The organism is Phyllobacterium lublinensis, assembly GCF_020164435.1.
In the GTDB taxonomy this organism is placed as follows: Bacteria; Pseudomonadota; Alphaproteobacteria; order Rhizobiales; family Rhizobiaceae; genus Phyllobacterium; species Phyllobacterium lublinensis.
Genome location: NZ_JAIUDQ010000006.1, coordinates 179,109 through 201,505, shown reverse-complemented (window position 1 = coordinate 201,505; position 22,397 = coordinate 179,109). Strand labels below are relative to the sequence as shown.

Annotated in this window: 27 protein-coding genes and 2 tRNA genes; 18 read left to right on the top strand and 11 right to left on the bottom strand. The window is 57.9% G+C overall.

What is annotated here, in order from left to right; genetic code table 11:
• Window positions 1-9: 9 nt before the first annotated feature.
• Both K9U38_RS10545 and K9U38_RS10540 read left to right on the top strand, forming a co-directional pair.
• Window positions 10-489, top strand: a complete 480-nt coding sequence (locus K9U38_RS10545) for a hypothetical protein (RefSeq protein ID WP_224494276.1) — start codon at window positions 10-12, stop codon at window positions 487-489.
• A gap of 47 nt (window positions 490-536) precedes the next feature.
• Window positions 537-1,361: a peptidoglycan-binding domain-containing protein gene (locus K9U38_RS10540; protein WP_224494275.1), complete on the top strand. Its 825-nt coding sequence runs from the start codon at window positions 537-539 to the stop codon at window positions 1,359-1,361.
• Between the two features lie 52 nt (window positions 1,362-1,413).
• On the opposite strand, the gene K9U38_RS10535 is transcribed toward K9U38_RS10540, so the two are convergent.
• The 3 genes from K9U38_RS10535 to K9U38_RS10525 all read right to left on the bottom strand — a co-directional run bounded on the left by K9U38_RS10535 (window position 1,414) and on the right by K9U38_RS10525 (window position 2,008).
• Window positions 1,414-1,490, bottom strand: a tRNA-Arg gene (locus tag K9U38_RS10535).
• A gap of 52 nt (window positions 1,491-1,542) precedes the next feature.
• Window positions 1,543-1,848 (bottom strand): ETC complex I subunit, encoded by a 306-nt coding sequence (locus K9U38_RS10530; protein ID WP_224494274.1) that lies wholly within the window; start codon window positions 1,846-1,848, stop codon window positions 1,543-1,545.
• An 83-nt stretch (window positions 1,849-1,931) separates the two neighbouring features.
• Window positions 1,932-2,008, bottom strand: a tRNA-Pro gene (locus K9U38_RS10525).
• A gap of 314 nt (window positions 2,009-2,322) precedes the next feature.
• On the opposite strand from K9U38_RS10525, the gene K9U38_RS10520 reads away from it, so the two are divergent.
• From K9U38_RS10520 to K9U38_RS10510, 3 genes are all read left to right on the top strand, one after another.
• Complete coding sequence (locus K9U38_RS10520; RefSeq protein ID WP_224494273.1) at window positions 2,323-3,282, top strand: dienelactone hydrolase family protein; 960 nt, start codon at window positions 2,323-2,325, stop codon at window positions 3,280-3,282.
• A 311-nt stretch (window positions 3,283-3,593) separates the two neighbouring features.
• Entirely contained in the window at window positions 3,594-3,749 is a 156-nt protein-coding gene (locus K9U38_RS10515; protein WP_224494272.1) for a hypothetical protein, read from the top strand.
• A 44-nt stretch (window positions 3,750-3,793) separates the two neighbouring features.
• Window positions 3,794-4,270 carry an AAC(3)-I family aminoglycoside N-acetyltransferase gene (locus tag K9U38_RS10510; protein WP_224494271.1) on the top strand — a complete coding sequence of 159 codons (477 nt, stop codon included), beginning with the start codon at window positions 3,794-3,796 and terminating at the stop codon, window positions 4,268-4,270.
• On the opposite strand, the gene K9U38_RS10505 is transcribed toward K9U38_RS10510, so the two are convergent.
• Entirely contained in the window at window positions 4,267-4,545 is a 279-nt protein-coding gene (locus K9U38_RS10505; RefSeq protein ID WP_224494270.1) for a HigA family addiction module antitoxin, read from the bottom strand. The two genes, K9U38_RS10510 and K9U38_RS10505, sit on opposite strands and share 4 nt — an antisense overlap.
• Window positions 4,546-4,770: 225 nt before the next feature.
• A complete protein-coding gene (locus K9U38_RS10500) occupies window positions 4,771-5,277 on the bottom strand; it encodes an arsenate reductase/protein-tyrosine-phosphatase family protein (protein ID WP_224494269.1) in 507 nt (168 codons plus the stop codon).
• Between the two features lie 222 nt (window positions 5,278-5,499).
• On the opposite strand from K9U38_RS10500, the gene K9U38_RS10495 reads away from it, so the two are divergent.
• Both K9U38_RS10495 and K9U38_RS22000 read left to right on the top strand, forming a co-directional pair.
• Window positions 5,500-6,078 carry a hypothetical protein gene (locus K9U38_RS10495; protein ID WP_224494268.1) on the top strand — a complete coding sequence of 193 codons (579 nt, stop codon included), beginning with the start codon at window positions 5,500-5,502 and terminating at the stop codon, window positions 6,076-6,078.
• Between the two features lie 66 nt (window positions 6,079-6,144).
• On the top strand, window positions 6,145-6,273 hold the full coding sequence (locus K9U38_RS22000; RefSeq protein ID WP_255607105.1) for a hypothetical protein: 129 nt from the start codon (window positions 6,145-6,147) through the stop codon (window positions 6,271-6,273).
• Between the two features lie 42 nt (window positions 6,274-6,315).
• On the opposite strand, the gene hdaA is transcribed toward K9U38_RS22000, so the two are convergent.
• The 3 genes from hdaA to pgsA (K9U38_RS10480) are packed head-to-tail and all read right to left on the bottom strand — an operon-like array spanning window position 6,316 to window position 8,773.
• A complete protein-coding gene (gene hdaA / locus K9U38_RS10490) occupies window positions 6,316-7,008 on the bottom strand; it encodes a DnaA regulatory inactivator HdaA (RefSeq protein WP_224494267.1) in 693 nt (230 codons plus the stop codon).
• A 33-nt stretch (window positions 7,009-7,041) separates the two neighbouring features.
• Window positions 7,042-8,244, bottom strand: coding sequence for an AI-2E family transporter (locus tag K9U38_RS10485; protein ID WP_370631894.1), 1,203 nt, complete (start codon window positions 8,242-8,244; stop codon window positions 7,042-7,044).
• The gene (gene pgsA / locus K9U38_RS10480; RefSeq protein WP_224494266.1) at window positions 8,225-8,773 is read right to left on the bottom strand and encodes a CDP-diacylglycerol--glycerol-3-phosphate 3-phosphatidyltransferase; all 549 of its coding nucleotides are present in this window, start codon (window positions 8,771-8,773) and stop codon (window positions 8,225-8,227) included. Before pgsA (K9U38_RS10480) ends, K9U38_RS10485 begins: the two co-directional genes overlap by 20 nt.
• Before the next feature lie 179 nt (window positions 8,774-8,952).
• Here pgsA (K9U38_RS10480) and purM point away from each other — a divergent pair, with 179 nt between their 5' ends.
• Entirely contained in the window at window positions 8,953-10,038 is a 1,086-nt protein-coding gene (gene purM, locus K9U38_RS10475) for a phosphoribosylformylglycinamidine cyclo-ligase (protein WP_224494265.1), read from the top strand.
• Complete coding sequence (purN, locus tag K9U38_RS10470; protein WP_224494264.1) at window positions 10,035-10,658, top strand: phosphoribosylglycinamide formyltransferase; 624 nt, start codon at window positions 10,035-10,037, stop codon at window positions 10,656-10,658. Before purM ends, purN begins: the two co-directional genes overlap by 4 nt.
• An 18-nt stretch (window positions 10,659-10,676) precedes the next feature.
• On the opposite strand, the gene K9U38_RS10465 is transcribed toward purN, so the two are convergent.
• On the bottom strand, window positions 10,677-12,794 hold the full coding sequence (locus K9U38_RS10465; RefSeq protein WP_224494263.1) for a molybdopterin oxidoreductase family protein: 2,118 nt from the start codon (window positions 12,792-12,794) through the stop codon (window positions 10,677-10,679).
• Between the two features lie 148 nt (window positions 12,795-12,942).
• On the opposite strand from K9U38_RS10465, the gene K9U38_RS10460 reads away from it, so the two are divergent.
• Complete coding sequence (locus K9U38_RS10460) at window positions 12,943-13,587, top strand: glutathione S-transferase family protein (protein ID WP_224494262.1); 645 nt, start codon at window positions 12,943-12,945, stop codon at window positions 13,585-13,587.
• A 1-nt stretch (window position 13,588) separates the two neighbouring features.
• Here the strand turns inward: K9U38_RS10460 and K9U38_RS10455 are convergent, their stop codons facing one another.
• A complete protein-coding gene (locus K9U38_RS10455) occupies window positions 13,589-14,431 on the bottom strand; it encodes an EamA family transporter (RefSeq protein WP_224494261.1) in 843 nt (280 codons plus the stop codon).
• A 159-nt stretch (window positions 14,432-14,590) separates the two neighbouring features.
• Here K9U38_RS10455 and K9U38_RS10450 point away from each other — a divergent pair, with 159 nt between their 5' ends.
• The 4 genes from K9U38_RS10450 (at window position 14,591) to K9U38_RS10435 (ending at window position 17,394) form a co-directional block, all read left to right on the top strand.
• Window positions 14,591-15,451, top strand: a complete 861-nt coding sequence (locus K9U38_RS10450) for a 23S rRNA (adenine(2030)-N(6))-methyltransferase RlmJ (protein WP_224494260.1) — start codon at window positions 14,591-14,593, stop codon at window positions 15,449-15,451.
• A gap of 56 nt (window positions 15,452-15,507) precedes the next feature.
• Window positions 15,508-15,951: a hypothetical protein gene (locus K9U38_RS10445; RefSeq protein ID WP_224494259.1), complete on the top strand. Its 444-nt coding sequence runs from the start codon at window positions 15,508-15,510 to the stop codon at window positions 15,949-15,951.
• 39 nt (window positions 15,952-15,990) lie between these two features.
• Window positions 15,991-16,731, top strand: coding sequence for a ribonuclease T2 family protein (locus K9U38_RS10440; protein WP_224494258.1), 741 nt, complete (start codon window positions 15,991-15,993; stop codon window positions 16,729-16,731).
• Window positions 16,732-16,797: 66 nt separating this feature from the next.
• Complete coding sequence (locus K9U38_RS10435) at window positions 16,798-17,394, top strand: glutathione S-transferase N-terminal domain-containing protein (RefSeq protein WP_224494257.1); 597 nt, start codon at window positions 16,798-16,800, stop codon at window positions 17,392-17,394.
• Window positions 17,395-17,454: 60 nt separating this feature from the next.
• Here the strand turns inward: K9U38_RS10435 and K9U38_RS10430 are convergent, their stop codons facing one another.
• On the bottom strand, window positions 17,455-18,096 hold the full coding sequence (locus K9U38_RS10430; RefSeq protein WP_224494256.1) for an outer membrane protein: 642 nt from the start codon (window positions 18,094-18,096) through the stop codon (window positions 17,455-17,457).
• Window positions 18,097-18,587: 491 nt separating this feature from the next.
• On the opposite strand from K9U38_RS10430, the gene K9U38_RS10425 reads away from it, so the two are divergent.
• From K9U38_RS10425 to moaD, 4 genes are all read left to right on the top strand, one after another.
• Window positions 18,588-19,355, top strand: coding sequence for an SDR family oxidoreductase (locus K9U38_RS10425; RefSeq protein WP_224494255.1), 768 nt, complete (start codon window positions 18,588-18,590; stop codon window positions 19,353-19,355).
• A gap of 140 nt (window positions 19,356-19,495) precedes the next feature.
• Window positions 19,496-21,454: an excinuclease ABC subunit UvrC gene (uvrC, locus tag K9U38_RS10420; RefSeq protein ID WP_370631901.1), complete on the top strand. Its 1,959-nt coding sequence runs from the start codon at window positions 19,496-19,498 to the stop codon at window positions 21,452-21,454.
• A 98-nt stretch (window positions 21,455-21,552) separates the two neighbouring features.
• Window positions 21,553-22,137 carry a CDP-diacylglycerol--glycerol-3-phosphate 3-phosphatidyltransferase gene (gene pgsA / locus K9U38_RS10415; RefSeq protein WP_224494254.1) on the top strand — a complete coding sequence of 195 codons (585 nt, stop codon included), beginning with the start codon at window positions 21,553-21,555 and terminating at the stop codon, window positions 22,135-22,137.
• 3 nt (window positions 22,138-22,140) lie between these two features.
• Window positions 22,141-22,395, top strand: coding sequence for a molybdopterin converting factor subunit 1 (gene moaD / locus K9U38_RS10410; protein ID WP_224494253.1), 255 nt, complete (start codon window positions 22,141-22,143; stop codon window positions 22,393-22,395).
• Window positions 22,396-22,397: the final 2 nt, after the last annotated feature.

Here is a 22,397-nt window from a genome sequence, read left to right as displayed (position 1 = left end):
ATAGCCGCGATGGTTCACGCACTCATTCGCCTGGCTCTGATATTCATGGCAATGCCGGCATTTGCCGCACAGGATTATCATGGCGCGTGGTTCACCATCGCCTATCCCGATGGCTTTACCGCCATTGAAGGGATCCCAAGCACAACAGCCGACGGGCACGACAGTGCGCGCTTCCGGGACCCTTCCGGTCGCGTTGAATTCTACGTTTATTCGCCCCAGGCCGGCGGCATCGCTACAGACATCGTTCCTGATCCATCCGTGGAAACCCAGGTCGCGGTGGCTGACCAAAAGGGGGCAACAGGCACTGTGCGCTGGACGACCTATGCCGCCAAGGACGGCTCCTATCAACGTTCGGTCGAGGAAACACGCAGCGCCGATGGGACGCAGAATCGGGTTTTCGGCATAAAATATCGCACGTCCGCGGACCTTGCGGATTTCCGCGACGCGTACAGAGCTTTCAAGGAGTCGCTGAAACAGTACCAGGATTGAAGCGCCACAGACCGGTTCACGCGGAAGGTTGTCGGAGGGAACACACCATGCTCAAGCGCGCCGTTATGATCGTTCAGCAGCATCTCAAGGATAAGGGACTTTATCTTGGCGCGGTGGATGGTGCTGCCGGGCCTATAACGGAGGCGGCGGTCACCAAGGGGCTAACCCTGCGCCAGGGCGAGCTGCCGGCCGGCAGCCTTGCTTTCCCGGCTGAGCGGCGGATTACCCTCATGCTGCAATTGATATGCAAGGACAAGGGTATCGAATGCAAACCGATCGACGGCTATTGGGGTCCGGTCACCCAATTTGCCTATGAAAGCATCCTGCAGCTGCAAAACACCGGTACCCTTCCTGATAATTGGCGCGATGATGAGCCCTCTGACGCCAACCCGCACCGGTGGCCGCGCGACACCGGCAACCAGGCGGAAATGAGGTCTTTCTTCGGCCCGCCCGGCAACCCGCCGATAAAGCGCGTGCCGTGCCCATGGTCGCTCAAGCTTGCCTGGGACACACGACAAAAGGTCACTCACATCGGTTGCCACGCCAAAGTAGCAGACAGCGTCGAAGCGGTGCTGGACCGGGTCAACGCCCACTACGGCGCAGGAGAGATCAAGCGTCTGCACCTTGACCTCTACGGCGGATGCTTCTTTTCCCGCAAGAAGCGCGGCGGCTCCACCTGGTCGACCCATGCCTGGGCGGTCGCACTGGATTGGGATCCCACTCGCAATCAGCTGAAATGGGGTCGCGACCGCGCATCGCTTGACCATAAGGATTATGATTTCTGGTGGCATAGCTGGGAGGCACAGGGCTGGGTCAGCCTCGGGCGCTCGCGAAATTTCGACTGGATGCATGTCCAGGCCGCGCGGCTGTAAGCAGCCGCACCATTGCGGCCGCGAGACAAGCCAAACCCAAGTTATTGAAAGGTGGCGATCCCGACTGGATTCGAACCAGTGACCGTCGGCTTAGAAGGCCGGTGCTCTATCCAGCTGAGCTACGGGACCAAATAGGGTTCCGGCGGAACAACGTGCGCCGGAAAAGATGCAAATCCGTAAATCAATGCGTCCAGGGCTGCTTGCGGTCGAAACGGAAGTTTTCCGAATAGGAGACGATACGCCGGCGCAATTCCTTGGGCTCCTGCACCGTATAGGCGATGCCGTTCTTCCGGGCGTATGCGATTGCCTCCTCCTTCGTCTCGAAGGTCAGGCGGATCTGGCTCTTCATGTCGCCCGACGACGTATAGCCCATCAATGGCTCGACCTTGCGCGGCTTCTCCGGCTCGAACTCAAGCGTCCAGGTCTCGGCCTTGGCCGTGCCGGATTGCATTGCGGTTTTCGCCGGGCGGTAGATGCGAGCTGCCATGAAAGAAATCCCCTTGTCTGCAACGCCGATATATTACAGGCAACCGACAAACTCTAGCGTATTTTTGGAAGCTTTGCTGAAAGTGGTCGGAGCGGCAGGATTCGAACCTGCGACCCTCTGGTCCCAAACCAGATGCGCTACCAGGCTGCGCTACGCTCCGTTCCAACTTGAACGCTGTTGTCCCTAGAGATTTCGATTCAAGAACGCAATAGCCGAAGATGGGAAAAAGGCAAAAAAGCAACAAATGGCCTGGGGAGACAGGACACTGCACCAAAGTGCCGCAGATATTGCCACGGATTATCTGCGTGTACTCACGCGGCAGCCCACCGATTCATGATATCGGCGGCATTTGTTGTTACCTTAGCATGCCACTGGCGAAGCCGACTCGGTCAGGATAAGGTTTCCAGGAGGTAAGGTCACTGAGGTTCTCAAACATCGGATAATTGCGCTTGTTGCCCTACAGGAATGATGGTCATGACCAGGGTAAGCCCATTCGTCATCATTTTGAGCGTCATGTCGTTTTTCAACACCGCGGCATCCGCGCAGGAGGCCGTGATTGAAGTTCAATCCCTGACTCTGTCAGACGAGGATTTTCTTAAAGGCAATGACAACGCCGGTACGCCCGTCGTGCTCAACGGCAAGCTGAGCGGCCCGCAGAACAATGGCAAATTGCCGGTTGTCATCCTGCTGCATGGCACAGACGGACCCGGAAGCGGCGCAGTCTGGGGATGGTCAAGGTTTCTCAACAGTATCGGCGTCACGACGCTAAGCCTGGACAGTTATACGACCCGTGGGCTTGCCCACGCATCTTCCGATCAATCCCGGTTTGGCCAGTTCACGCAAATCTACGACGCCTACCGGGCGGCGGATGCGCTGGCCGCCCACGCGAATATCGATGGGGACCGCGTCGCACTGATGGGATTCTCCCGTGGCGGCAACGCGGCCTTGTATTCGGCAATGACACGATTCCAGCAGGCCTTCGGGCCATCCAAGGCTCGTATCGTGGCACACCTGCCGTTTTATCCCGCCTGCAACTTCGAGCTTGTCGACGAATTGAAGGTGACCGTCGCGCCAATTCGCGAGTTCCACGGTGCCGATGACGACTGGACCCTTGCTAAGCACTGTCGCTCCTATATCGAGCGTTTGGCCCAATCAGGCAGCGATGCGAAAATGACCGAGTACAAGGGCGCTTTGCATGCATTTGACAGCCCGCGCAACCCCGCTCGCTACGCTGACCCCGACAACCAGACGTCGCGAAACTGCTGGCGCAGGGAAGAGGATGGAAAGCTGCTGAATGCTGCAACGGGCCTTCCATTCAGCTATGCCGACGCCTGCGTCGAATTCGGCCCGAGCTCGCAGTACAATGATGCTGCGGCCGTGGCGGCTCAAACGGCCGTGAAGTCCATCTTGGACAAGGTTTTTGCGGGAAAGTAAAATTCCAGCACTTTCCTGGAACCAACTTTCCCGTCATGCGTTCTACTATTGCCGAGATCGCGTTGGACAATTCCGAAGCATTTCGACAGGGCTCAGTATTTCACGGCCAAAACCGCGCAATCTGGGCCCACTTTTTTGCTCCGAGCGGCGAACGGGATTGTCGGGAGAACCCACCCTTCGGCCCTCTTGAGCTGGCCGCTTCCGGAGTTTCCGGGCACAGCAGGTCTAAACAAATATATTGAGCTGGCGATTTATTGTTCAGATTCAACGACTCACGCACCATATCGGAAAAAAGATTGGGGACCGATATGATGCGAAATCACGATATCGAACCACTGCATTTTCGAGATTTCATGATCCTGGCTGCGTTGACGGCAACGCTCGCAATCGGATTTTGGGCGACAGTTACAACCATCGCACAGCACAGGCAAACCTTCGACGTTCTACCGGTCGTCACGAGGTCGTAGCGGGGCATTGTGGAAGCGCCGCTTAAAGCGTGGTAAATCCACTCATGCCCTCATCAGACTTTACTCTCAAGCGACTTGCGCCGGATGACGTATCCCGACTGCGTCAGTTGAATGCATTGTTTGGCAAAGCATTTGCCGAAACCGGGACGTACGGGAACGAGCCACCCAGTGATGCCTATGTGGGGGAGTTTCTCGCAAAGGAACACATTGCGACCTTGGTCGCCATGGAAGGCGACACCGTGATCGGCGGCCTTGTCGCCTATGAGCTCGACAAGTTCGAGAGGGCGCGCCGCGAATTCTATATCTATGATCTTGCCGTGGATGGGCGATATCGCAGGCAAGGCATAGCGACAGCCCTGATCAACCACCTGAAAGACATCGCCGCCCGCCGTGGCGCCTGGGTTATCTATGTTCAGGCCGATTACGGTGACGATCCCGCGATTGCACTCTACGAAAAACTGGGCATTCGCGAGGCCGTGCTTCATTTCGACATCGCGGTTGACCCGAAGAGTGAGGACTAGGCCAACGCCTGGAAAGTCTCCTGATGGCGATGCCATCTTGATTGCAGGACGAACCAGAGTTCCGGCATGATGCCAAGGGATTCCTCAAAGCGCAGCGCGATGCTGTCCGTAATCGGATGCCGCCCGGCAACAATGGCGTCGATCGTGGCTGCAGGTATGTCAGCCAATCGCGAAAATTCCTCTATCGAGATGCCGTGCGCTTCGATGCACTCAAGCAAATGCTCACCCGGGTGAATCTCCCAATGCGGCGTCCATCGATTTGCTGGTGTGTTCATGATGTGGTGCCAATCAGCTTTTGTATCCATGCTCGAATCATAACCCGGGCGCGTGTCATCCGAATGAAGAAACCATGACGCGAAAACGGCACTGCCTCATTTCTGCCGCATGACGGCATGTTGCGGGAAGGTAATGTGAACCACACCACGCGAAGCTGCACCCGGAAATAAAGGAAACCAATGGAAGCAGGTGGGCAGCAACGGGCCCGTTCGCCCGTCTGCCGCCTAATCGGCAGCCTTTGACCTGCCAATCTCGTCAACGTGGCTTTGAATGCTGAGCCGATCGAGCGAGGCAAGCGGAAGGTTGACGAATATCTTCAGCCGCCGGTCAAGCTCCACCATGGCGCGCGAGAAGGCTTGCTTGCGCTCCCACGGCTCACCCGTGGCCTTGACCGGATCTGTTGAAGCCCAGTGCGCGCTGACCGGCAGCCCTGCCCAATCGGGCAGCGGCTCACCGGCGGCCGTGTCGCTCAGGGTGAAGACGAAATCGAGCTTCTGTGCGTCAACGGCGCCAAAATCGCGGTAGTGTTTCGGACGCAGCGTATCGGTCGGATAGCCCATCGCTTCCAGAAGTTCGCGAGTTTCCGGCTCCAGCGTGTCGGTGGGATCGAGGCCCGCGCTGTAGGCAACGAAATTAGGCTGGCCAATGCGGTTAAGGATCGATTCGGCCATCATGCTTCTTGCCGAATTGCGCTGTGACAGAAACAGCACGTGAAAGACCTTGGCACTCACAGCTCATCTCCGCGACCGGTTGGCGAATGGGTGAGGTGTCATGCCTAGAATGCAGGCAGAATATGACAATTGCATAACATTCGGCGCCTGGTGCGACTAATCATTCTATTTATCGGTTTCCTCAAATTTACATAAAATTATGCCCTTATTTCATGAGCAAGAGTCGCTTCTGATATGTCGCAACTGCCGTCAAAGCACTTGCGGGCAATCTGAGGGGCCGAGATGACCAGATTTGACCAAACAGCGATATCTGCGCAGGTACGTGACATTGCGTGGCAAACGCACATCAAGCCCGTGCGCAAAAAGATGTCGTTCTCGCAAGGCAAGGCGCTGGTTCACCAGATCTTTGACGACGCCGAGGTTGCGCGTCCCTTCGTCAAGTGCTTGCCGACGAACCACAGCACAGGCGGGTTCCCCACCCAGGAGCACGAGATATTCCTGCAGGACCTGACGTGGGATGACACAGTCATTCACTGTGCGGCAGAGTTGCTGCTGGGTCCGATTGACTCGCAGAGCTTCAGCAACAGGGAAAGCTACGGGCAGAAGGAAATGGAGAATTACCTCTATCTCGCGACCTGTTATACGGGGATGAAGCAACGAACCCTCGAAGCCTATGCCGCGGAACTCTCCGCCATTGCCGGCCTGAACATTCGCGCGCGGCTGACGGTCGGGGCGACGCACTCTTCGTGGGCCGAGATAAAGCCCGGCGACAGGCTCTACGAGACCGCTATCGGAACGGGCTGCCGGCTCTACAAACGCTTTGGCGAGCCGGAACCGCTGCGTGACAACCAAAGCGGCTGACCAGGCCCTCAATCAGGGATGTATCATCGGTGTTGGGTCATTGCCGAGGCGAAACGGGGAACATAAATGCGGGCAGAACTGTTGGTGTTTGCGGCGGTCATCATCTCGACCGCGATGATTGCGTGGCTCTATCTCTTTCAAGTCGACACCGACGATCTGACCGCAACGCCCAATCCATTGACCTGGACCGACTGAGTTTCGCAGGCATCAACACCTGAAGCAGAATGCACAGCAGCCTCAAAGATCAAAAGCTGCCTGTCCCTCGTCGATTGCGGTGACGACGCTCGCAGCGAGTGAGCGCGTGATCTTTGCCTTTTTTTCGAGCGCGGCCTTGTCCAGCCGCTCGACGATGTGATTGGCCGTTGAGAGTGACCGTTCGATGTGGCTTACGAGGAAACTGATGACATTGGGGTCGACGGCGACCTGCCGGTCGGCGAACAGTTTGTAAAGGACACCCGACAAAAGCATGTCATCGGGCTCGCCGATTTCCACCGTCGTTGCAGCCTTCAGACGCGAGGCAAGGTCCGGCAGGGTGACCGGCCAGTTTGCCGGCCATTTGCGCGAGGTCATCAACAGGCTTGAGCCGCTCTGGCGAACGCTGTTGATCAGGTGAAACAGGCCCCCCTCGTCGATTGAAGCGTCACCGATATCGTCGATAAGAAATGGCCCCTTTTCGCCCGATGCCGGCCCGATATTCCGCGCGTCGACGACAATGGCATTGGACTCGGCCTTCCAGACCGCAGCGAGATGGGTCTTGCCTGAGCCGGTCGGGCCAGCAAGCACGACGACCGGAGAGATCCAGCCCGGCCATCGATCGACAATATCCACCGCCGCCATATTCGACGCGGTCACGATCAGATCATCGCGGGAATAGCCCGGCTCATGGCCAAGATCGAGCGGAATCTGACGCGGTGGGGTTATGTTGGTCATGGGCGATGAAATACAGCGGCCAGCGCCGAACTGTCATCTGATTTCTTTGGTCTTCTCGCTTTTGCGATGGTTGCCTGTGTAGAGCGGGGATTGCTGGTAGCGGCTGATGATAAAGCGCACTAGTACGCCAACCGCAGCGGCCGTCGGGACGGCTATAAGCATGCCGGTGAAACCCAAGAGCGAGCCGAAGGCGAACAGCGCGAACATCAGCCAGACCGGATGCAGTCCGACGGAAGAGCCGACAAGCTTCGGCTGGAGGATGTTGCCTTCGATGAACTGGCCAATGCCGAAGGCGATCGCCACGCCAAGGATGTGACCCCATTCCGGCCAGAACTGGACGATGGCGACGCCAAGTGCCAAAACCAGGCCGACCAGCGAGCCGACATAGGGAATGAAGCTGATCAGCCCAGCGAACAGCCCGATCAACAGTCCGAAATTGAGGCCGACGACGGTCAGGCCAACCGCATAGATGATACCGAGCAACAGACAGACAGTGCCCTGCCCGCGCACGAAACCCGCAATGGCCTTGTTCATGTCGTTGGCGATGTCGCGAACCGTGCTGACGTGTTCGCGGGGAACAAGATTGTCGATCTTGGCGACCATCCGGTCCCAATCGAGCAGCATGTAGAAGGCGACAACCGGCGTAACAACAAAGAGCGCCGCCACGTTGATCAAGGTTTTGCCCGAACTCCAGATCGATTGCAGCAGGGTCGTGAGGAAGCCGGCACCCTGCTGGAGCAGGGAATCCAGACTGTTGCGAATGACCGATGCGTCAACGCCGATAAAATCCTTGAGCCATTGCGAATCGCGATCGGCGATAAGCTCCTGGAGAAGGGTCACATAGATCGGCAGGCGGGCGATGAGATCGCTCATTTGCGAGGCAAGCACAGGCACCAGGATAACCAGCAACACCGCGAAGGTTACGATGAACAGCACCAGGATGAGGACTGTCGCCAGAAGTCGGGACAGACCCAGGCGCTCAAGCCGGTCGGCCACGGGATCGAGGAAATAGGCGAGCACGAGCCCTGCCACGAAAGGCAGAAGGATCGAGGAGAAAATGTAGAGAAACAGTGCCAGAAATACCATCGCCCCTGTCCAGAACAGGGCCTGGCGCCGCACGCTCGTCGCCAGCGTATTGACTTGCACGTCGACGTGGATATCGCGCTCGGGGAGAACCTCCACCGGTACTGGCTGAGGCTTCGCCGTGCTTACGCTCTTATTTTCGATCTTGCTCATCACCAGCCATGTGTTTTGTCCAAGCCACGAGATAGGCAGCCGCAGAAGCCGCGGTCAAGAGGGCCGCCACCCACACGAGTGCGGTGCGAAAGCCCGGAAGCGAAAATTCGAATGCCATGTCCGCAAGGGTAACAGCGATCAGAATGATCTGAAATGCCGTATTCGCCTTGGAAACAAGCAACGGATGCATTTCCATGGGCCGGCCAATGACAGCGCCCAGTAGCACCGCGCCTACAATAAAAATATCGCGTGATACGACGATGACAACGAGCCACACGGGCAACTGTTCCAGAAAACCCAGAACGACAAACAGGGAGACGAGCAGAAGTTTGTCGGCGATGGGATCGAGATAGGCACCGAGTTCCGAACGCTGGTCGTAGCGTCTTGCAATGTAGCCATCCACGCCGTCGGACAGCCCGGCAATGACGAAACCGATCAGTGCTGCGCCCACGTATTCGGACAGCAAAGCCATGACGATGAAGGGAACAAGGATGAACCGGAAGATCGTGATGTAGTTGGGGATGGTCACGAGGCGCGAATTCCTGATGGGGGCATCTCTTAGTTAAATGGCGGGCATGGGCGCATTGCTCAAGCCCAAACAGCTGGCAAAGTGTTATAATTCGGGTTTTCTTGGCGCCAGGGTTACTCAGACCTTGCAGCAACGCCGGAGTCGTGCCATTTCGCGGTCATCAACTCCCGGAGCAGATCATGAGCGTGAAAAGCGAGCCCACCAAAGGTGGCAACAATGGCCTCACCTATGCACAGGCAGGCGTCGACATCGATGCCGGCAATCTGCTTGTCGAGAAGATCAAACCGATCGTCCGCTCCACGCGCCGCCCTGGCGCCGACGGCGAGATTGGCGGTTTCGGTGGTCTGTTCGACCTGAAGGCTGCAGGTTTCACCGACCCGGTTCTCGTCGCGGCCAATGACGGCGTCGGAACCAAGCTGAAGATCGCAATCGACGCCGGTGTGCATGATACGGTCGGTATCGACCTTGTCGCCATGTGCGTCAACGACCTTGTTGTACAGGGTGCCGAGCCGCTGTTCTTCCTCGACTACTTCGCCACGGGCAAGCTTGATCCCGACCAGGGAGCAGCCATCGTCAGCGGCATTGCGAAAGGCTGCCTGCAGGCGGGTTGCGCCCTGACTGGCGGCGAGACGGCGGAAATGCCCGGCATGTATCGCGACGGTGACTATGACCTTGCCGGATTTGCCGTGGGCGCGGCCGAGCGCAATGATCTGCTGCCATCCGCCGATATCACCGAGGGCGATGTGATTATCGGCCTCGCTTCCTCCGGGGTTCATTCCAACGGCTTCTCGCTGGTGCGCCGCATCGTGGAGCTTTCCGGCCTTGGCTGGGATGCCGACGCGCCGTTCAAACCCGGGACGACGCTTGGAGAGGCGCTGCTGACGCCGACGCGCATCTATGTGAAGCCGCTGTTGGCGGTCATCGGCCAAACCAAGGCAATCAAGGCGCTGGCGCACATTACCGGCGGCGGTTTTCCCGACAACATACCCCGCGTTTTGCCCAAGACCCTGACTGCAAGCATCGACCTGTCGGCCATAAAGGTTCCGCCGGTGTTTTCGTGGCTGGCAAAGACCGGCGGCGTAGAGCGCGACGAGATGCTGCGGACGTTCAACTGCGGTATCGGCATGATCGCCGTCGCGGCAGCGGAGCATGCCGACATCGTCCTCGACGCCTTGAAGGCTCAGGGCGAACAGGCAGTCCGGCTTGGCACGATGATTGCCCGCGCCGATGCAGGCGTCGTCTACCAGGGCACGCTCGCACTGTGAGTACGGGCATTCCGAAGAAGCGTGTCGCAGTCCTCATTTCAGGGCGCGGCTCCAATATGGGTGCACTCATCGAAGCGGCAAAGGATGCCGGCTATCCTGCGGAGATCGTTACCGTTATAGCCAACAAGGCCGATGCTGGCGGCCTCGACACGGCCCGGAAGCAGGGCATCCATGCCCAGGCTATCCCGCACCGCGACTACGCCGCGAAACAGCGGCATGAAGCAGCCGTTTCGGAGGCATTGCGTGCTGCAAGAGCCGATATCGTCTGTCTTGCCGGCTACATGCGTTTGCTTTCACCGGAATTCGCGCGGGAGTGGGAAGGAAAGATGATCAATATCCACCCTTCCCTGCTGCCACTGTTCCGCGGGCTCCACACCCATGACCAGGCGCTGGAAGCGGGCGTGCGCGTGCATGGCTGCACAGTCCATTTCGTGACGGCAGGCATGGATGAAGGCCCGATAATCGCGCAGACCGCAGTGCCGGTGAAGACTGGTGATACGGCAGAGACCCTCGCCGAGCGGGTTCTTTCGGTCGAGCATGAGACCTATGCCCGTGCGCTGGCACTCGTGGCGACAGGCCAAGCGTTGATGCAGAATGGCAGGACGGTTTTCCGCGACTAATCAGCTCCAAAATTCTTGTTAGATCGACGGATCCGCCAACCGCACCCAGACCTTGTTGTCATGGAAGGCGGCACCACCATTGGGCGCCGGCGAATCCGCACCCGTCAGCACATTGATGCCCTCGCCACGTTCGAAAGCGGAATTGGCGAAAATACCTTCGGAAATCACCACGCCGCGTTTCGTCACGGCCTGAACGCGCGCATGCACGATGACCTCACCGCGGTCATTGCCAACCTCGACGCGGGCACCATCTTTGATGCCGAGTTCCGCCGCATCTGCTGGGTGGATCAAAAGCTCAGGCCGCCGTTCCTTGGCGAGCGAGGTGGGCGTTTCGGCGAATGATGAATTAAGGAAGTTGTGTGCCGGTGACGTGGCGAGCCGGAATGGATGTCTTTTGTCCGCGACCTCGATTGCTTCCCAATAGTCTGGCCATTGTGGCAGCGTATCAACCGGCCCCTGCAACCCCATCGACTTCGGCGGGCGGTTCGGCGACGGGCCGCCCGTCCAATCCGGTCTGAAACGGAATTTGCCATCGGGCCAGTTGAAGCCCTTCGTGTAGTGGGCCGTTTCGAAATCCGGCTGAATATCGAGCCAGCGGGACTCCTTGAGGGCATCGAAGCCGGGCAGATTGCTCGCATGCAACATGTTGTCGATCAATGTCCTGGCATCGAGATCGAACCCCGGAAGGTGGCCGACGCCAAGGCGTTCGGCCAGTTCGTTGATGACATAGAGATTTGGCCGGGTCTCTCCGGGACCATCGATCAGCTTCGGGCCAAGGACGATATGCTGCTGGCCGCCGCCACGATAGATGTCGTCGTGCTCCATGAACATGGTGGCGGGCAGTACAACATCGGCAAGCTTTGCCGTATCGGTCATGAACTGCTCATGCACCGCCATGAAGAGGTCATCGCGCAGCATGCCCTGTTTTACCAGGCGCTGTTCCGGCGCGACATTGGCAGGGTTGGTGTTCTGCACCAGCATCGCCATGACCGGGGGACCATCATAGAGCGCGGCCGGATCGTTGGTCAGGGCGGCGCCGATCTTGCACTGGTCGATATGGCGCACGGACGGATCGGCAAACGCCCTGCCCTCGATCTCCCGCTTGTCCATGCTGAAAATGCCCGAATTGGAATGCAGGCAACCGCCGCCCTCGTATTTCCATGCGCCTGTGACCGCCGGAATTGATAAGGCCGCATGCATGTTGACTGCACCATTGCGCTGGCGGGCAAATCCATAGCCGAGGCGGAAGAATGTCTTCTTGGTTGTGCCGACCAGATGGGCAAATTGCTCGATTTCGGCAACGGACAGACCGGTGATCCCGGCGGCCCATTCCGGCGTACGATCCTTAAGGTGCTGCTCAAGGCCCTTGGGATCATCCGTGTAGGCGTTGAGATAATCCCAGTCCGCATGACCGTCGCGAAAGAGAACATGCATCACCGCGCAGGCGAATGCTCCATCGGTTCCGGGCTTCAGCACCAATCCCAGATCAGCCTGCCTCACGGTTGCAGTCTCATATATGTCAATGGCGACGATCCTCGCGCCGCGCTCCTTGCGGGCCCGTACGGCGTGGGTCATCACATTGACCTGCGTTGCGGCCGCGTTGGTACCCCAGATCACGACGCAGTCCGACTTGGCCATTTCGCGGGGATCGACCCCGCCGAGCTTGCCGGTTCCGGCATAGAACCCCGACCACGCAAGGTTGGTGCAAATGCTGTCGAACTGGTTGGTGTATTTCTTGGCATGCCGCAGGCGATGGATCGAATCACGCTGCGCGAGGCCCATCGTGCCGGCGTAGTAATAGGGCCAGATGCTTTCGGAACCGTATTGAGCCTCGGCGCTCAGGAACCGCTCGGCGATCAGGTCAAGCGCTGCTTCCCAACTTGCCTCCTTCCAAACGCCCTCACCCTTGGCCCCGCCCCGAACCACAGGTTTCAACAGCCGCTCCGGATGATGGATGCGTTCGGCATAGCGGGCGACCTTGGCGCAGATGACACCCGCCGTGTAGGTGTTTTCCTTGGCGCCACGCACACGGCCGATATGGCCCGTATCGAGTACTTCGATATCCAGTGCGCATGTTGAAGGGCAATCGTGGGGACAGGCGGAATGGCCCGTGCGAAGAAGGACAGGTTTGTTCATGGCCTATCCTTAACGCAAAAAATGATACGCAGAAATGCTGCTTTTTGTCTTGATGACAAAGTTTGCAATCCGCCTTGACGCCCGATACGCGTCTTGTTAGTTAAGTAATTGCTTTAGTATTGATCGAGCAACCGGCTGGAGGGGCGCCATGACGCTGAAACTGTATTTTCACCCGCTGTCGTCATTCTGCCAGAAGGTTTTGATCGCGCTCTATGAGAAAGAACTGCCGTTCGAGAAGGAAATCGTTGACTTCATGGATCCGGTAGCCAGCGCCAGCTTCACCGAAATTTGGCCAATCCGGCAATTTCCGGTGCTGCGCGACGAGGCGAACGGCCGGACAATCCCTGAATCAAGCATGATCATCGAATATCTTGACCAGCATTATCCGGGTAAAGTGCAAATGCTGCCCGCCGATCGCGAACTTGCATTCCGGGCGCGGCAGCTCGACAGGTTCTTCGACCTGCACGTGCAGGCACCGATGCAGAAAGTCGTGACCGACAATTTCCGGCCGAAGGGCTATAATGACCCGTTTGGCGTCGAAGAAGCCCGCGGCAAACTGAAGACAGCCTACAGCGTCCTCGAGAAAGAGCTGGCGGGCAAGAGGTGGGCCACCGGAGACCAGTATACAATGGCGGATTGCGCTGGTTCACCGGCGCTCTTCTATGCAAACCTGTCGGTGCCGTTCGCCGGGCATTCCAATCTGGCCAGCTATCTGGAAAGATTGATGAATCGCCCCTCTTTCGCCCGCGCTGTCGAAGAGGCGAGACCTTATTTCAGCATGCGGCCGGAATAGATCAGGCCAGCCGCATCACAGCCGCGCCGGCAGCTATGAATCCGACCGCGACAAGCCGCTTGATCCCCACGCTTTCATTGAGAATGATGGCGGATATTGCTACGGCAAAGAGGATCGATGTTTCCCGCAGGGCAGCGACCGCAGCCACCGGCGCCATGGTCATTGCCCAAAGTGCCAATCCGTAGGACCCGAGCGTGCCAACGCCGCCGATTGTTGCAAGGCGGGTGCGCCTGACAAAATGCGGCCAGAGTTCACCCCGGCGCATGACCATTGTCCAGAGGAGAAGCGGCACAGCATTCAGCACGAATACCCACATGGTATAGGAGGCCGGCGCGCCGGAGTGACGAACCCCGACACCATCGATGAGCGTATACGATGCGATGACGACAGCATTGATCAAGGCGAACATGGTGGCAGCACGGTTTGATGCCGCTCTGCGGCGCGATTCCAGCGCAAGTCCCAGCACACCGCCGCATATCAAAGCAATGCCCATCCATTTCTGCATGGAAAGTACTTCGCCGATCAGTGGACCGCTTGCGATGGCAACGATCAATGGGGCTGTACCGCGCATGATGGGGTAGGCCTGGCTCATGTCACCACTTCGATACGCCGCGGCAACGAGCGTAAGGTAGATGACCTGGGCAACGCCCGAGGCGGCCAGGAATGGCCAGCTTTCGCGGGCTGGCGGCTGCAGGAACGGAAGGCAGCAGGCGGCAATGATGCCGGCCGAGGTGACCACAACAACGGTGTTGAGGAATTTGTCGCCCTCGGATTTGACCACGGCGTTCCAGCTGGCATGCATCAGCGCAGCAAACAGCACGACGAGGACAACGGTTCCGGACATGATTTGACCCCAACACGTCGGCCATCCGCGTGCTCACAATGCTCTATGACAGATTTGTGTCAGACGGCAAATTCCATAATCGCGAGATTAACATCAACAATTCTAAAGGATGCTGCTGCGCGCTTGCGAACGGGCAAACATCGTGAAACAAGCGAGACCATGAACTACCGTCACGCCTATCATGCCGGCAATTTTGCCGATGTGGTGAAACACATCATACTGACGCGCATCGTCCTCTATCTGCAGCGCAAGGACCAGGCCTTCCGCGTTGTCGACACCCATGCGGGCATCGGCCGATATGACCTGCAAGGCATAGAGGCCGGCAAGACCAATGAATGGCAAAGCGGGATTGGTCGCCTTCTGGATGCAGAGGTCGATGCCGGCGTCGCCCAACTCATTCAGCCCTATCTCGATATCGTGCGCGCCGAGAACCCCGATGGCGAGATGCGGCACTATCCGGGTTCACCCCTGATCACACGTCATTTGCTGCGCCGCCAGGACCGGCTGTCGGCCCTCGAACTCCATCCCAAAGACGCCGAACTGTTGTCGGAGGTCTTCGAGGGTGACATCCAGGTGCGCGTAACGAGACTCGACGGGTGGCTGGCGCTTGGGGCACACCTGCCCCCGAAGGAGAAGCGCGGGCTTGTTCTGGTTGATCCGCCATTCGAGGTGGCGGGCGAATTCGATCGGATCGTCGACGGACTGGTACGGGCTCACAAACGGTTTGCCGGGGGAACGTTTGCCCTGTGGTACCCGATCAAGGACCGAAACGAGGTACGGCGGTTCATTGCTGCGCTGCATGACACTGGCATACCCAAGATAATGCGCACGGAATTGATGATTCGTGGTGTTTCGGCCGAGCCGCGACTGGACGGGACCGGAATGGTCATCGTCAACCCGCCCTTCACGCTCCATGACGAACTGCGAACGATACTGCCAGCGTTGTCGAAAATCCTCAGTGAGGAACAGAATGCAGGCTTTACCCTCGATTGGGTCCGCGGCGAGCAAGATCGCACTTGACCGCAAGTAAGTGCTAGTTGAGATTGTCGCCAGGAAGATATTCACGGAGAGTGATCATGGTACGCGTATCGTCCCTACTTGCTGCAGGCTTCGCCGTTGGCTTGGCTTTGACCTCGATCACCGCGCCGGCACGGGCGGCTGATTATTCGCGCGGCACAGCCTATGACGATACGTGCGGTCAGTCGCATGTTCTCAACCGCATCGTCAGCAGGTTCTCCTATCAGGTGCACCATGTGCCCTACCTGCCACAAGTGTCGATCGTAAACTTCAGCAACGTGCAGCAAAGCCGGTATGAACCGAGCCGCGAACCGGAGCTTGCTGCGGTGGCCCGCCATTATTGCCGGGCAACAGCGCACCTTTCCGATGGCGACCAGCGCCCTGTCTGGTATCTCATCGAAGAGGGCCAGGGCTTTGTTGGCATCGGTAACAATGTCGAGTTCTGTGTCGCCGGTTTTGATCGCTGGCACGTCTACAACGGCAAGTGCAAGACGCTGTACTGAGTGCAGACAATAACCCTATCTAAAACTTGGACCTAGGCCATGCCAGCCGGCAAACTGGCGCGCTATGTGCTTCTTGCGGCACTGATTGGCATAACGGTACTTACTTACTTGCGGGAGCAGGACCGGCCGCATGGCACCTCTCCCAGTTCAAGCCCGCCATCGGAACATCAAGCGGACCCTTCGCCGCGACCTTCACCCATTCCTGCCGGATCTGGCTTTGATTATTACGTGCTCGCCCTGTCCTGGTCGCCAAGTTATTGCGCAGCCGAGGGTCCAAGTGCGAACCGGCAGCAATGCGCCTCCGGCAAATCCTATGGCTTCATCGTACACGGGCTCTGGCCGCAATATGAACGCGGCTACCCGCAAGATTGCGATACTTCACAGCCGCGGGACGTCCCCTTTGCCCGTGCGAAGCAACTTTCCGACATCATGCCGTCGACCGGGCTTGTCGTGCATGAATGGCGCAAGCATGGTTCCTGCACGGGACTGAGCCAGGACGACTATTTTACTCTGATACGAAAGGCGGTCGAGCAGGTCTCAATCCCTTCAGCCTATCGCCAGCCAACGCAGCGCCCGCTAGTGAATCCGCTCGTTCTGGAACAGGCCTTCGTCTCGGCCAATCCTGGCCTCACGCCCGACGGAATTGCCGTTACCTGCGACCGCGATTATTTGCGCGAGGTGCGCGTCTGCCTGACCAAGGATCTGAACTTCCGCATCTGCCCCGAGGTGGAACGCGCAAGCTGCCGGAAACGATCGGTGGAAATGCCGGGAACACAATAGGGAGTTTGCTAAACGGTGCGGTGGGTTTACGGTTCGGCATCGAATCGCCATTGCTGGAGCGTCACCGTGACGAAAGTTCTCTATTCCCCTGCCTCGCCCTACAGCACCAAGGTCAGGATGGCCGCTCTTTATGCGGGTATTCCGGTTGAATCCGTTCTGGTCGACAGCAACGCCGAACCGGCGCTATTGATCGATGCGAACCCCTTGGGCAAAATTCCGACGCTCATTCTCGATGACGGCAAGGCAATCTTCGACAGCCGGGTAATTACGCAGTATCTGAACCGTGTTTCCGGCAACAGGATTTTCCCGCGCAATGCGGAAAAGCGGCTTGAGGCCGAACAATTGGAATCCATTGCCGACGGCCTGTGCGACGTGTTGCTTGCACATGTCTACGAGCGCCGGTTTCACCCGGAGGAAAAAATTCACCAGCCATGGCTCGATCGCCAGTGGAGCAAGGCAATCCGCGTACTCGATCAGTTGAATGCGGCCCCGCCCCGTCTCAGCAAGAAAATCCATGGGGGGCATATCGCTTTGGCAGCCGCCCTCGCCTATGCGAGCCTGCGTTTTGAAGGCAAATGGGAAAAAGGCCGCTCGAATCTGAAGCGCTGGCAAAAGCGCTTCGAGGAATTGCATCCGGAATTGGCCGCGCTATTGCCGAAATAGGGTCCAGACACAAAAAAGCCGGGCAGTTGCCTGCCCGGCTTTTTCTGGGACATACGCGGCTTAGAACTTGTAGCCAACGCCCAGACGAACTTCATTCGTGGTCAACTTGCTGGATACGTCATCAGCACCGCCGAGATCGTAATCCTTCCGGCCGTAGTCGGAATAGCGGTACTCAAGACGGCCAACGATGTTTTGCGTGATCTTGGCTTCCACACCGGCACCGGCGGTCCAGCCGATGTGTGTGTTGGAATCGCTGCCCGTTGCGGAGGAGAGCTTGCTGTTGGTCACGGCAAGACCACCTGTGCCGTAGAGCAGGACAGGATTGAGGTCGATACCGGCGCGAGCACGGACCGAGCCTTCTACACCCTGCTTGGCCTTGACGCCATCGCGGGTTTCGTCGCCGCCGGAGTAACCAAGATCGGCTTCACCGCCGTATACGAACTGGCCGTTCTGGAAATTGTAACCACCATAGGCACCGCCCTTGAGGCCGTCCGCATTGATGTTGCCATCTTCCGTCTTGTGCTTGTTCCAGCCGTAACCGCCATAGGCACCGAGATAGGCGCCGGACCAGTCAGAAACCGGTGCTTCAACGATGGCTTCTGGAGCGGGAGCCTGTTCGACGACCGCGTCAGCAGCAAGAACCGGGGCGGAAAGGGTCAGCACTGCGGCCGAAGCGAGGATCATTTTTTTAAGAGTGCGCATGGCAATCTCCTTTATTAGAACTCTTTTACACGCAGCGGGCACTGGTCGGGGGGAAAACCAAAGATTGCGTCCGCTTTGACGAGACTGACATTCGCTGCGCATTGTGGCGGCACTCGCTCCGGACTGTGAAAAGAAGCGGTCCAGAAAATGGCGGAAATGCGATGTGTTTTTTGTGCAACAATCAGAATTCTTCAATGAATTCAATTGATTTTGAATATAGCTATAAAATAGAATCGTCTCGGTATTTGGGTCGGATTTTCGGTTAAGTGAATCTATATTGCACCGCAATATAATATACTTAACAAAGTCTTAATTTTTTCTTTTGTCTGACGATTGACGTTGACATTCTGCCACGATGCGGGCGACGAGGAGCGCGAATTCGATCAACGGGCTCGATCCATTGCAACTGTTCACTGCTGACCTTACGCCCTCGCGCTTTCACTCGGCGATCCTTATATACGTCGCTGAATCGCAAATTGAGGAAAGACCCATTGAAGACTGACCGACCCGTTGTCCTTGTAACCGGTGGCGCCAAGCGGATCGGCAAGGCCATTGTCGAAGATCTGGTGGCTCACGGCTTTGCCGTCGGCATTCATTGCAACCATTCGCGTGATGAAGGCGAAGAACTTCTCACCGACATATATGCGGCGGGTGGTACCGCCTGTGTCGTGCAGGCCGATCTGGAGGACAGCACTGCCGTTCGCCGGCTGATCGGTAACGTACAGGCCCAACTCGGACCGGTACAATTGCTCGTCAACAATGCTTCGACCTTCCAGGACGATGGCATCGGCAATCTGGCGGACGATCAAATCTGGGACAAGCATTTTGCTGTTCACGTCAAGGCGCCGGTGCTGCTCGCCGATGCAATGGCGGCCGCCCTGCCCTCCGATATGGACGGTCTGGTCGTGAACATGATCGATCACCGGGTATGGAAGCTCACGCCCAAGTTCTTGTCCTACACATTGTCGAAGGCTGCGCTTTGGACGGCAACGCAAACGCTGGCGCAAGGACTGGCGCCGCGTATTCGTGTCAACGCGATTGGTCCGGGACCAACAATGCCGAGCCACAGACAGACGCAATCAGACTTCGACCGCCAGGTCAGCACACTCCTGTTGAAACACGGGCCCGATCTGTCAGAATTTGGCGGCACGATCCGCTTTCTCTGGCAGTCGCGATCCATCACGGGGCAAATGATCGCGCTCGATGGCGGTCAACATCTGGCGTGGGAAACGCCCGATGTATCAGGAATAGCAGAATGAACGATCCGGTGAACCCATCAACCAGCCCCAAGCAAACTCTTTCGGATGATGTCGGAGAGGATGGCATCGACATCGTGCTGGCGGAAGACGGGGAAGAAACACCCGCGACCGGCAATGAGCCCACGCGTGACGTCGCCGCGTTGATCGGGGCGATCGAGTGGGATTCTGCCATCGTCAGTGACGGCACCAGCGGCGCGGATGTGATCGCAGCGTTGGTGAAACGCCTGCCGAACAAACCCGGCGTCTACCGCATGTTCAACGAAGGCGGCGATGTTCTTTACGTCGGCAAGGCCCACAGCCTGAAGAAGCGCGTGTCCAATTATGCGCGTGGTCAGGGCCATAATAACCGCATCGCGAGGATGATCCGCGAAACGGCGAAGATGGAGTTCGTCGTAACCCGCACCGAGACGGAAGCGCTGCTACTGGAAGCCAATCTGATCAAGCGCTTGCGGCCGCGCTTCAATGTATTGATGCGGGACGACAAATCCTTTCCGTACATCTTGCTGACAGCACCGAAACAGATAGAAAGACGGCTTGCTCCCGGAATTTTCAAGCATCGTGGTGCGCGGTCGAGCAAGGGCGACTATTTCGGACCATTTGCCTCTGCGGGCGCGGTCGGGCGAACGATCAATGCCTTGCAGCGGGCATTCCTGTTGCGCACCTGTACCGATTCATTTTATGAGAACCGGACGCGGCCCTGCCTGCTCTATCAGATCAAACGCTGCTCCGGGCCCTGCACAGGTGAGATCAGCGACGCGGACTATGACGAACTGGTCAGCGAGACCAAGGCCTTCCTCTCCGGCAAGAGCCAGGCAGTGAAAACGCATTTGTCGGACGCCATGCGCGAGGCCTCGGCCGACCTCGATTTCGAACGGGCCGCGATCTATCGCGACCGTCTGTCGGCGCTGTCCCATGTGCAGTCGCATTCGGGCATCAATCCGCAATCGGTGGAAGAAGCGGATGTCTTCGCGATCCATCAGGATGGTGGCGTGACCTGTATCCAGGTGTTCTTCTTCCGTACGGGCCAGAACTGGGGCAATCGGGCCTATTATCCAAAGGCAGACCCATCACTCTCCGGCGCCGAGGTACTTGGTGCGTTTCTGTCGCAATTCTACGACGACAAGCCCTGCCCGGCGCTGATCCTGCTTTCCGAAACTGTCGAGGACCAGGAATTGCTTGGCGTGGCTCTCACGGCGAAGTCCAACCGCAAGGTGACGATAAGCGTTCCGCAGCGCGGGGAAAAAAGAGAGCTGGTCGAACATGCGTTGAGCAATGCGCGCGAGGCACTGGGCCGTCAGCTGGCCGAGACTTCATCCCAATCGCGGCTGCTCAAGGGTGTGGCTGAGACATTCGGCCTGGAAAAGGCACCGCGACGCATCGAGGTCTATGACAATTCGCATATCATGGGCACCAATGCGATTGGCGCGATGATCGTTGCGGGACCGGAAGGCTTCGTGAAGAATCAGTATCGCAAATTCAACATACGCTCGACCGAGATCACGCCGGGAGACGACTTCGGCATGATGCGCGAGGTGATTGAGCGACGCTTCAGCCGGCTTGTGAAGGAGCACGGCACGCCGGAGAACAAGGATGTGCCGGCAGAGGACATCGAGATCGATGAATTCGACGACGATTCCGATGCTTTCCCCGCATGGCCGGATATTATCCTCATCGATGGCGGCCAGGGCCAGATGAGCGCCGTGCGCGGCATCCTGCAGGAGTTGGAAATTGCGGACAAGGTTACGGCAATCGGCGTCGCCAAGGGCGTCGACCGCGACGCGGGTCGCGAGCGCTTCTTCATGGAAGGCAAACAATCCTTCACCTTGCCGCCGCGCGATCCCGTGCTGTATTTCCTGCAGCGGCTGCGTGACGAGGCGCACCGGTTCGCCATCGGCACACACCGGGCCAAACGCAAGAAGGAAATGGTCAAGAACCCACTCGACGAGATTGCCGGAATAGGTCCTTCACGCAAACGTGCGCTCCTGCATCAATTCGGCACGGCCAAAGCAGTTTCACGGGCCGCTGTCGAAGATTTGATGAAGGTCGACGGTATATCTGAAGCGATGGCGATAACAATTCGCGACCATTTCCGTACATAGCTGATTTCAGGACATAAATGCGCCCGACTTGTTATTGATTGGCTTGACTGATCGCGGTCGAACCCCTTTGATCGGCGCTGATTTGATTGGTTGGAAACATGCCCAGAAACAACGCCTACTCACTGCCGAATATCCTGACCTATGCCCGCATTATCGCAGTTCCGCTTGTGGTCCTTTGCTTCTTCCTCGAAGGCCGCCTGCAATCCAGCGACGCAGCCCGATGGGGAGCCCTGGCGATATTCCTGATCGCCAGTATCACCGATTTCTTCGACGGCTATCTGGCGCGCATATGGCAACAGACATCGACGATTGGCCGCATGCTGGATCCGATTGCCGACAAGCTTCTTGTCTCGGCGGTGCTCCTGCTCCTTGCAGCCGATGGCACAATCGCCGGCTGGACATTGTGGGCAGCGATCATCATCCTTTGCCGCGAAATCCTGGTTTCGGGCCTGCGCGAATATCTTGCGGAGCTAAAGGTCAGCGTGCCGGTGAGCAGGCTCGCCAAGTGGAAGACCACGATCCAGATGGTAGCGATTGCGTTTCTCCTGGCCGGGCCTGCCGGCGACAAGATCGTGCCGATCATCACGATCTTCGGCATCATTCTGTTGTGGATTGCCGCCCTGATAACGCTGTACACTGGCTGGGATTATTTCCGGGCAGGACTGAAACATGTGGTGGATTGAAGCATGACGAAACTCGTCTATTTCGCCTGGGTACGCGAGCGCATCGGCAAGGGTGAGGAGTATCTCGACCTTGAGCCGTCCATCGTGACGGTCGGCGATCTGCTTTCCCATCTGAAGACACGCGGCGAAGAATATGAGGCGGCATTCGAATACCCGGAAGTCATTCGCGTCGCGATCAATCAGGAACATGTCGATCACGATACGCCGATCAAGGGAGCGGATGAGATTGCGCTCTTTCCGCCGATGACCGGGGGATAAGG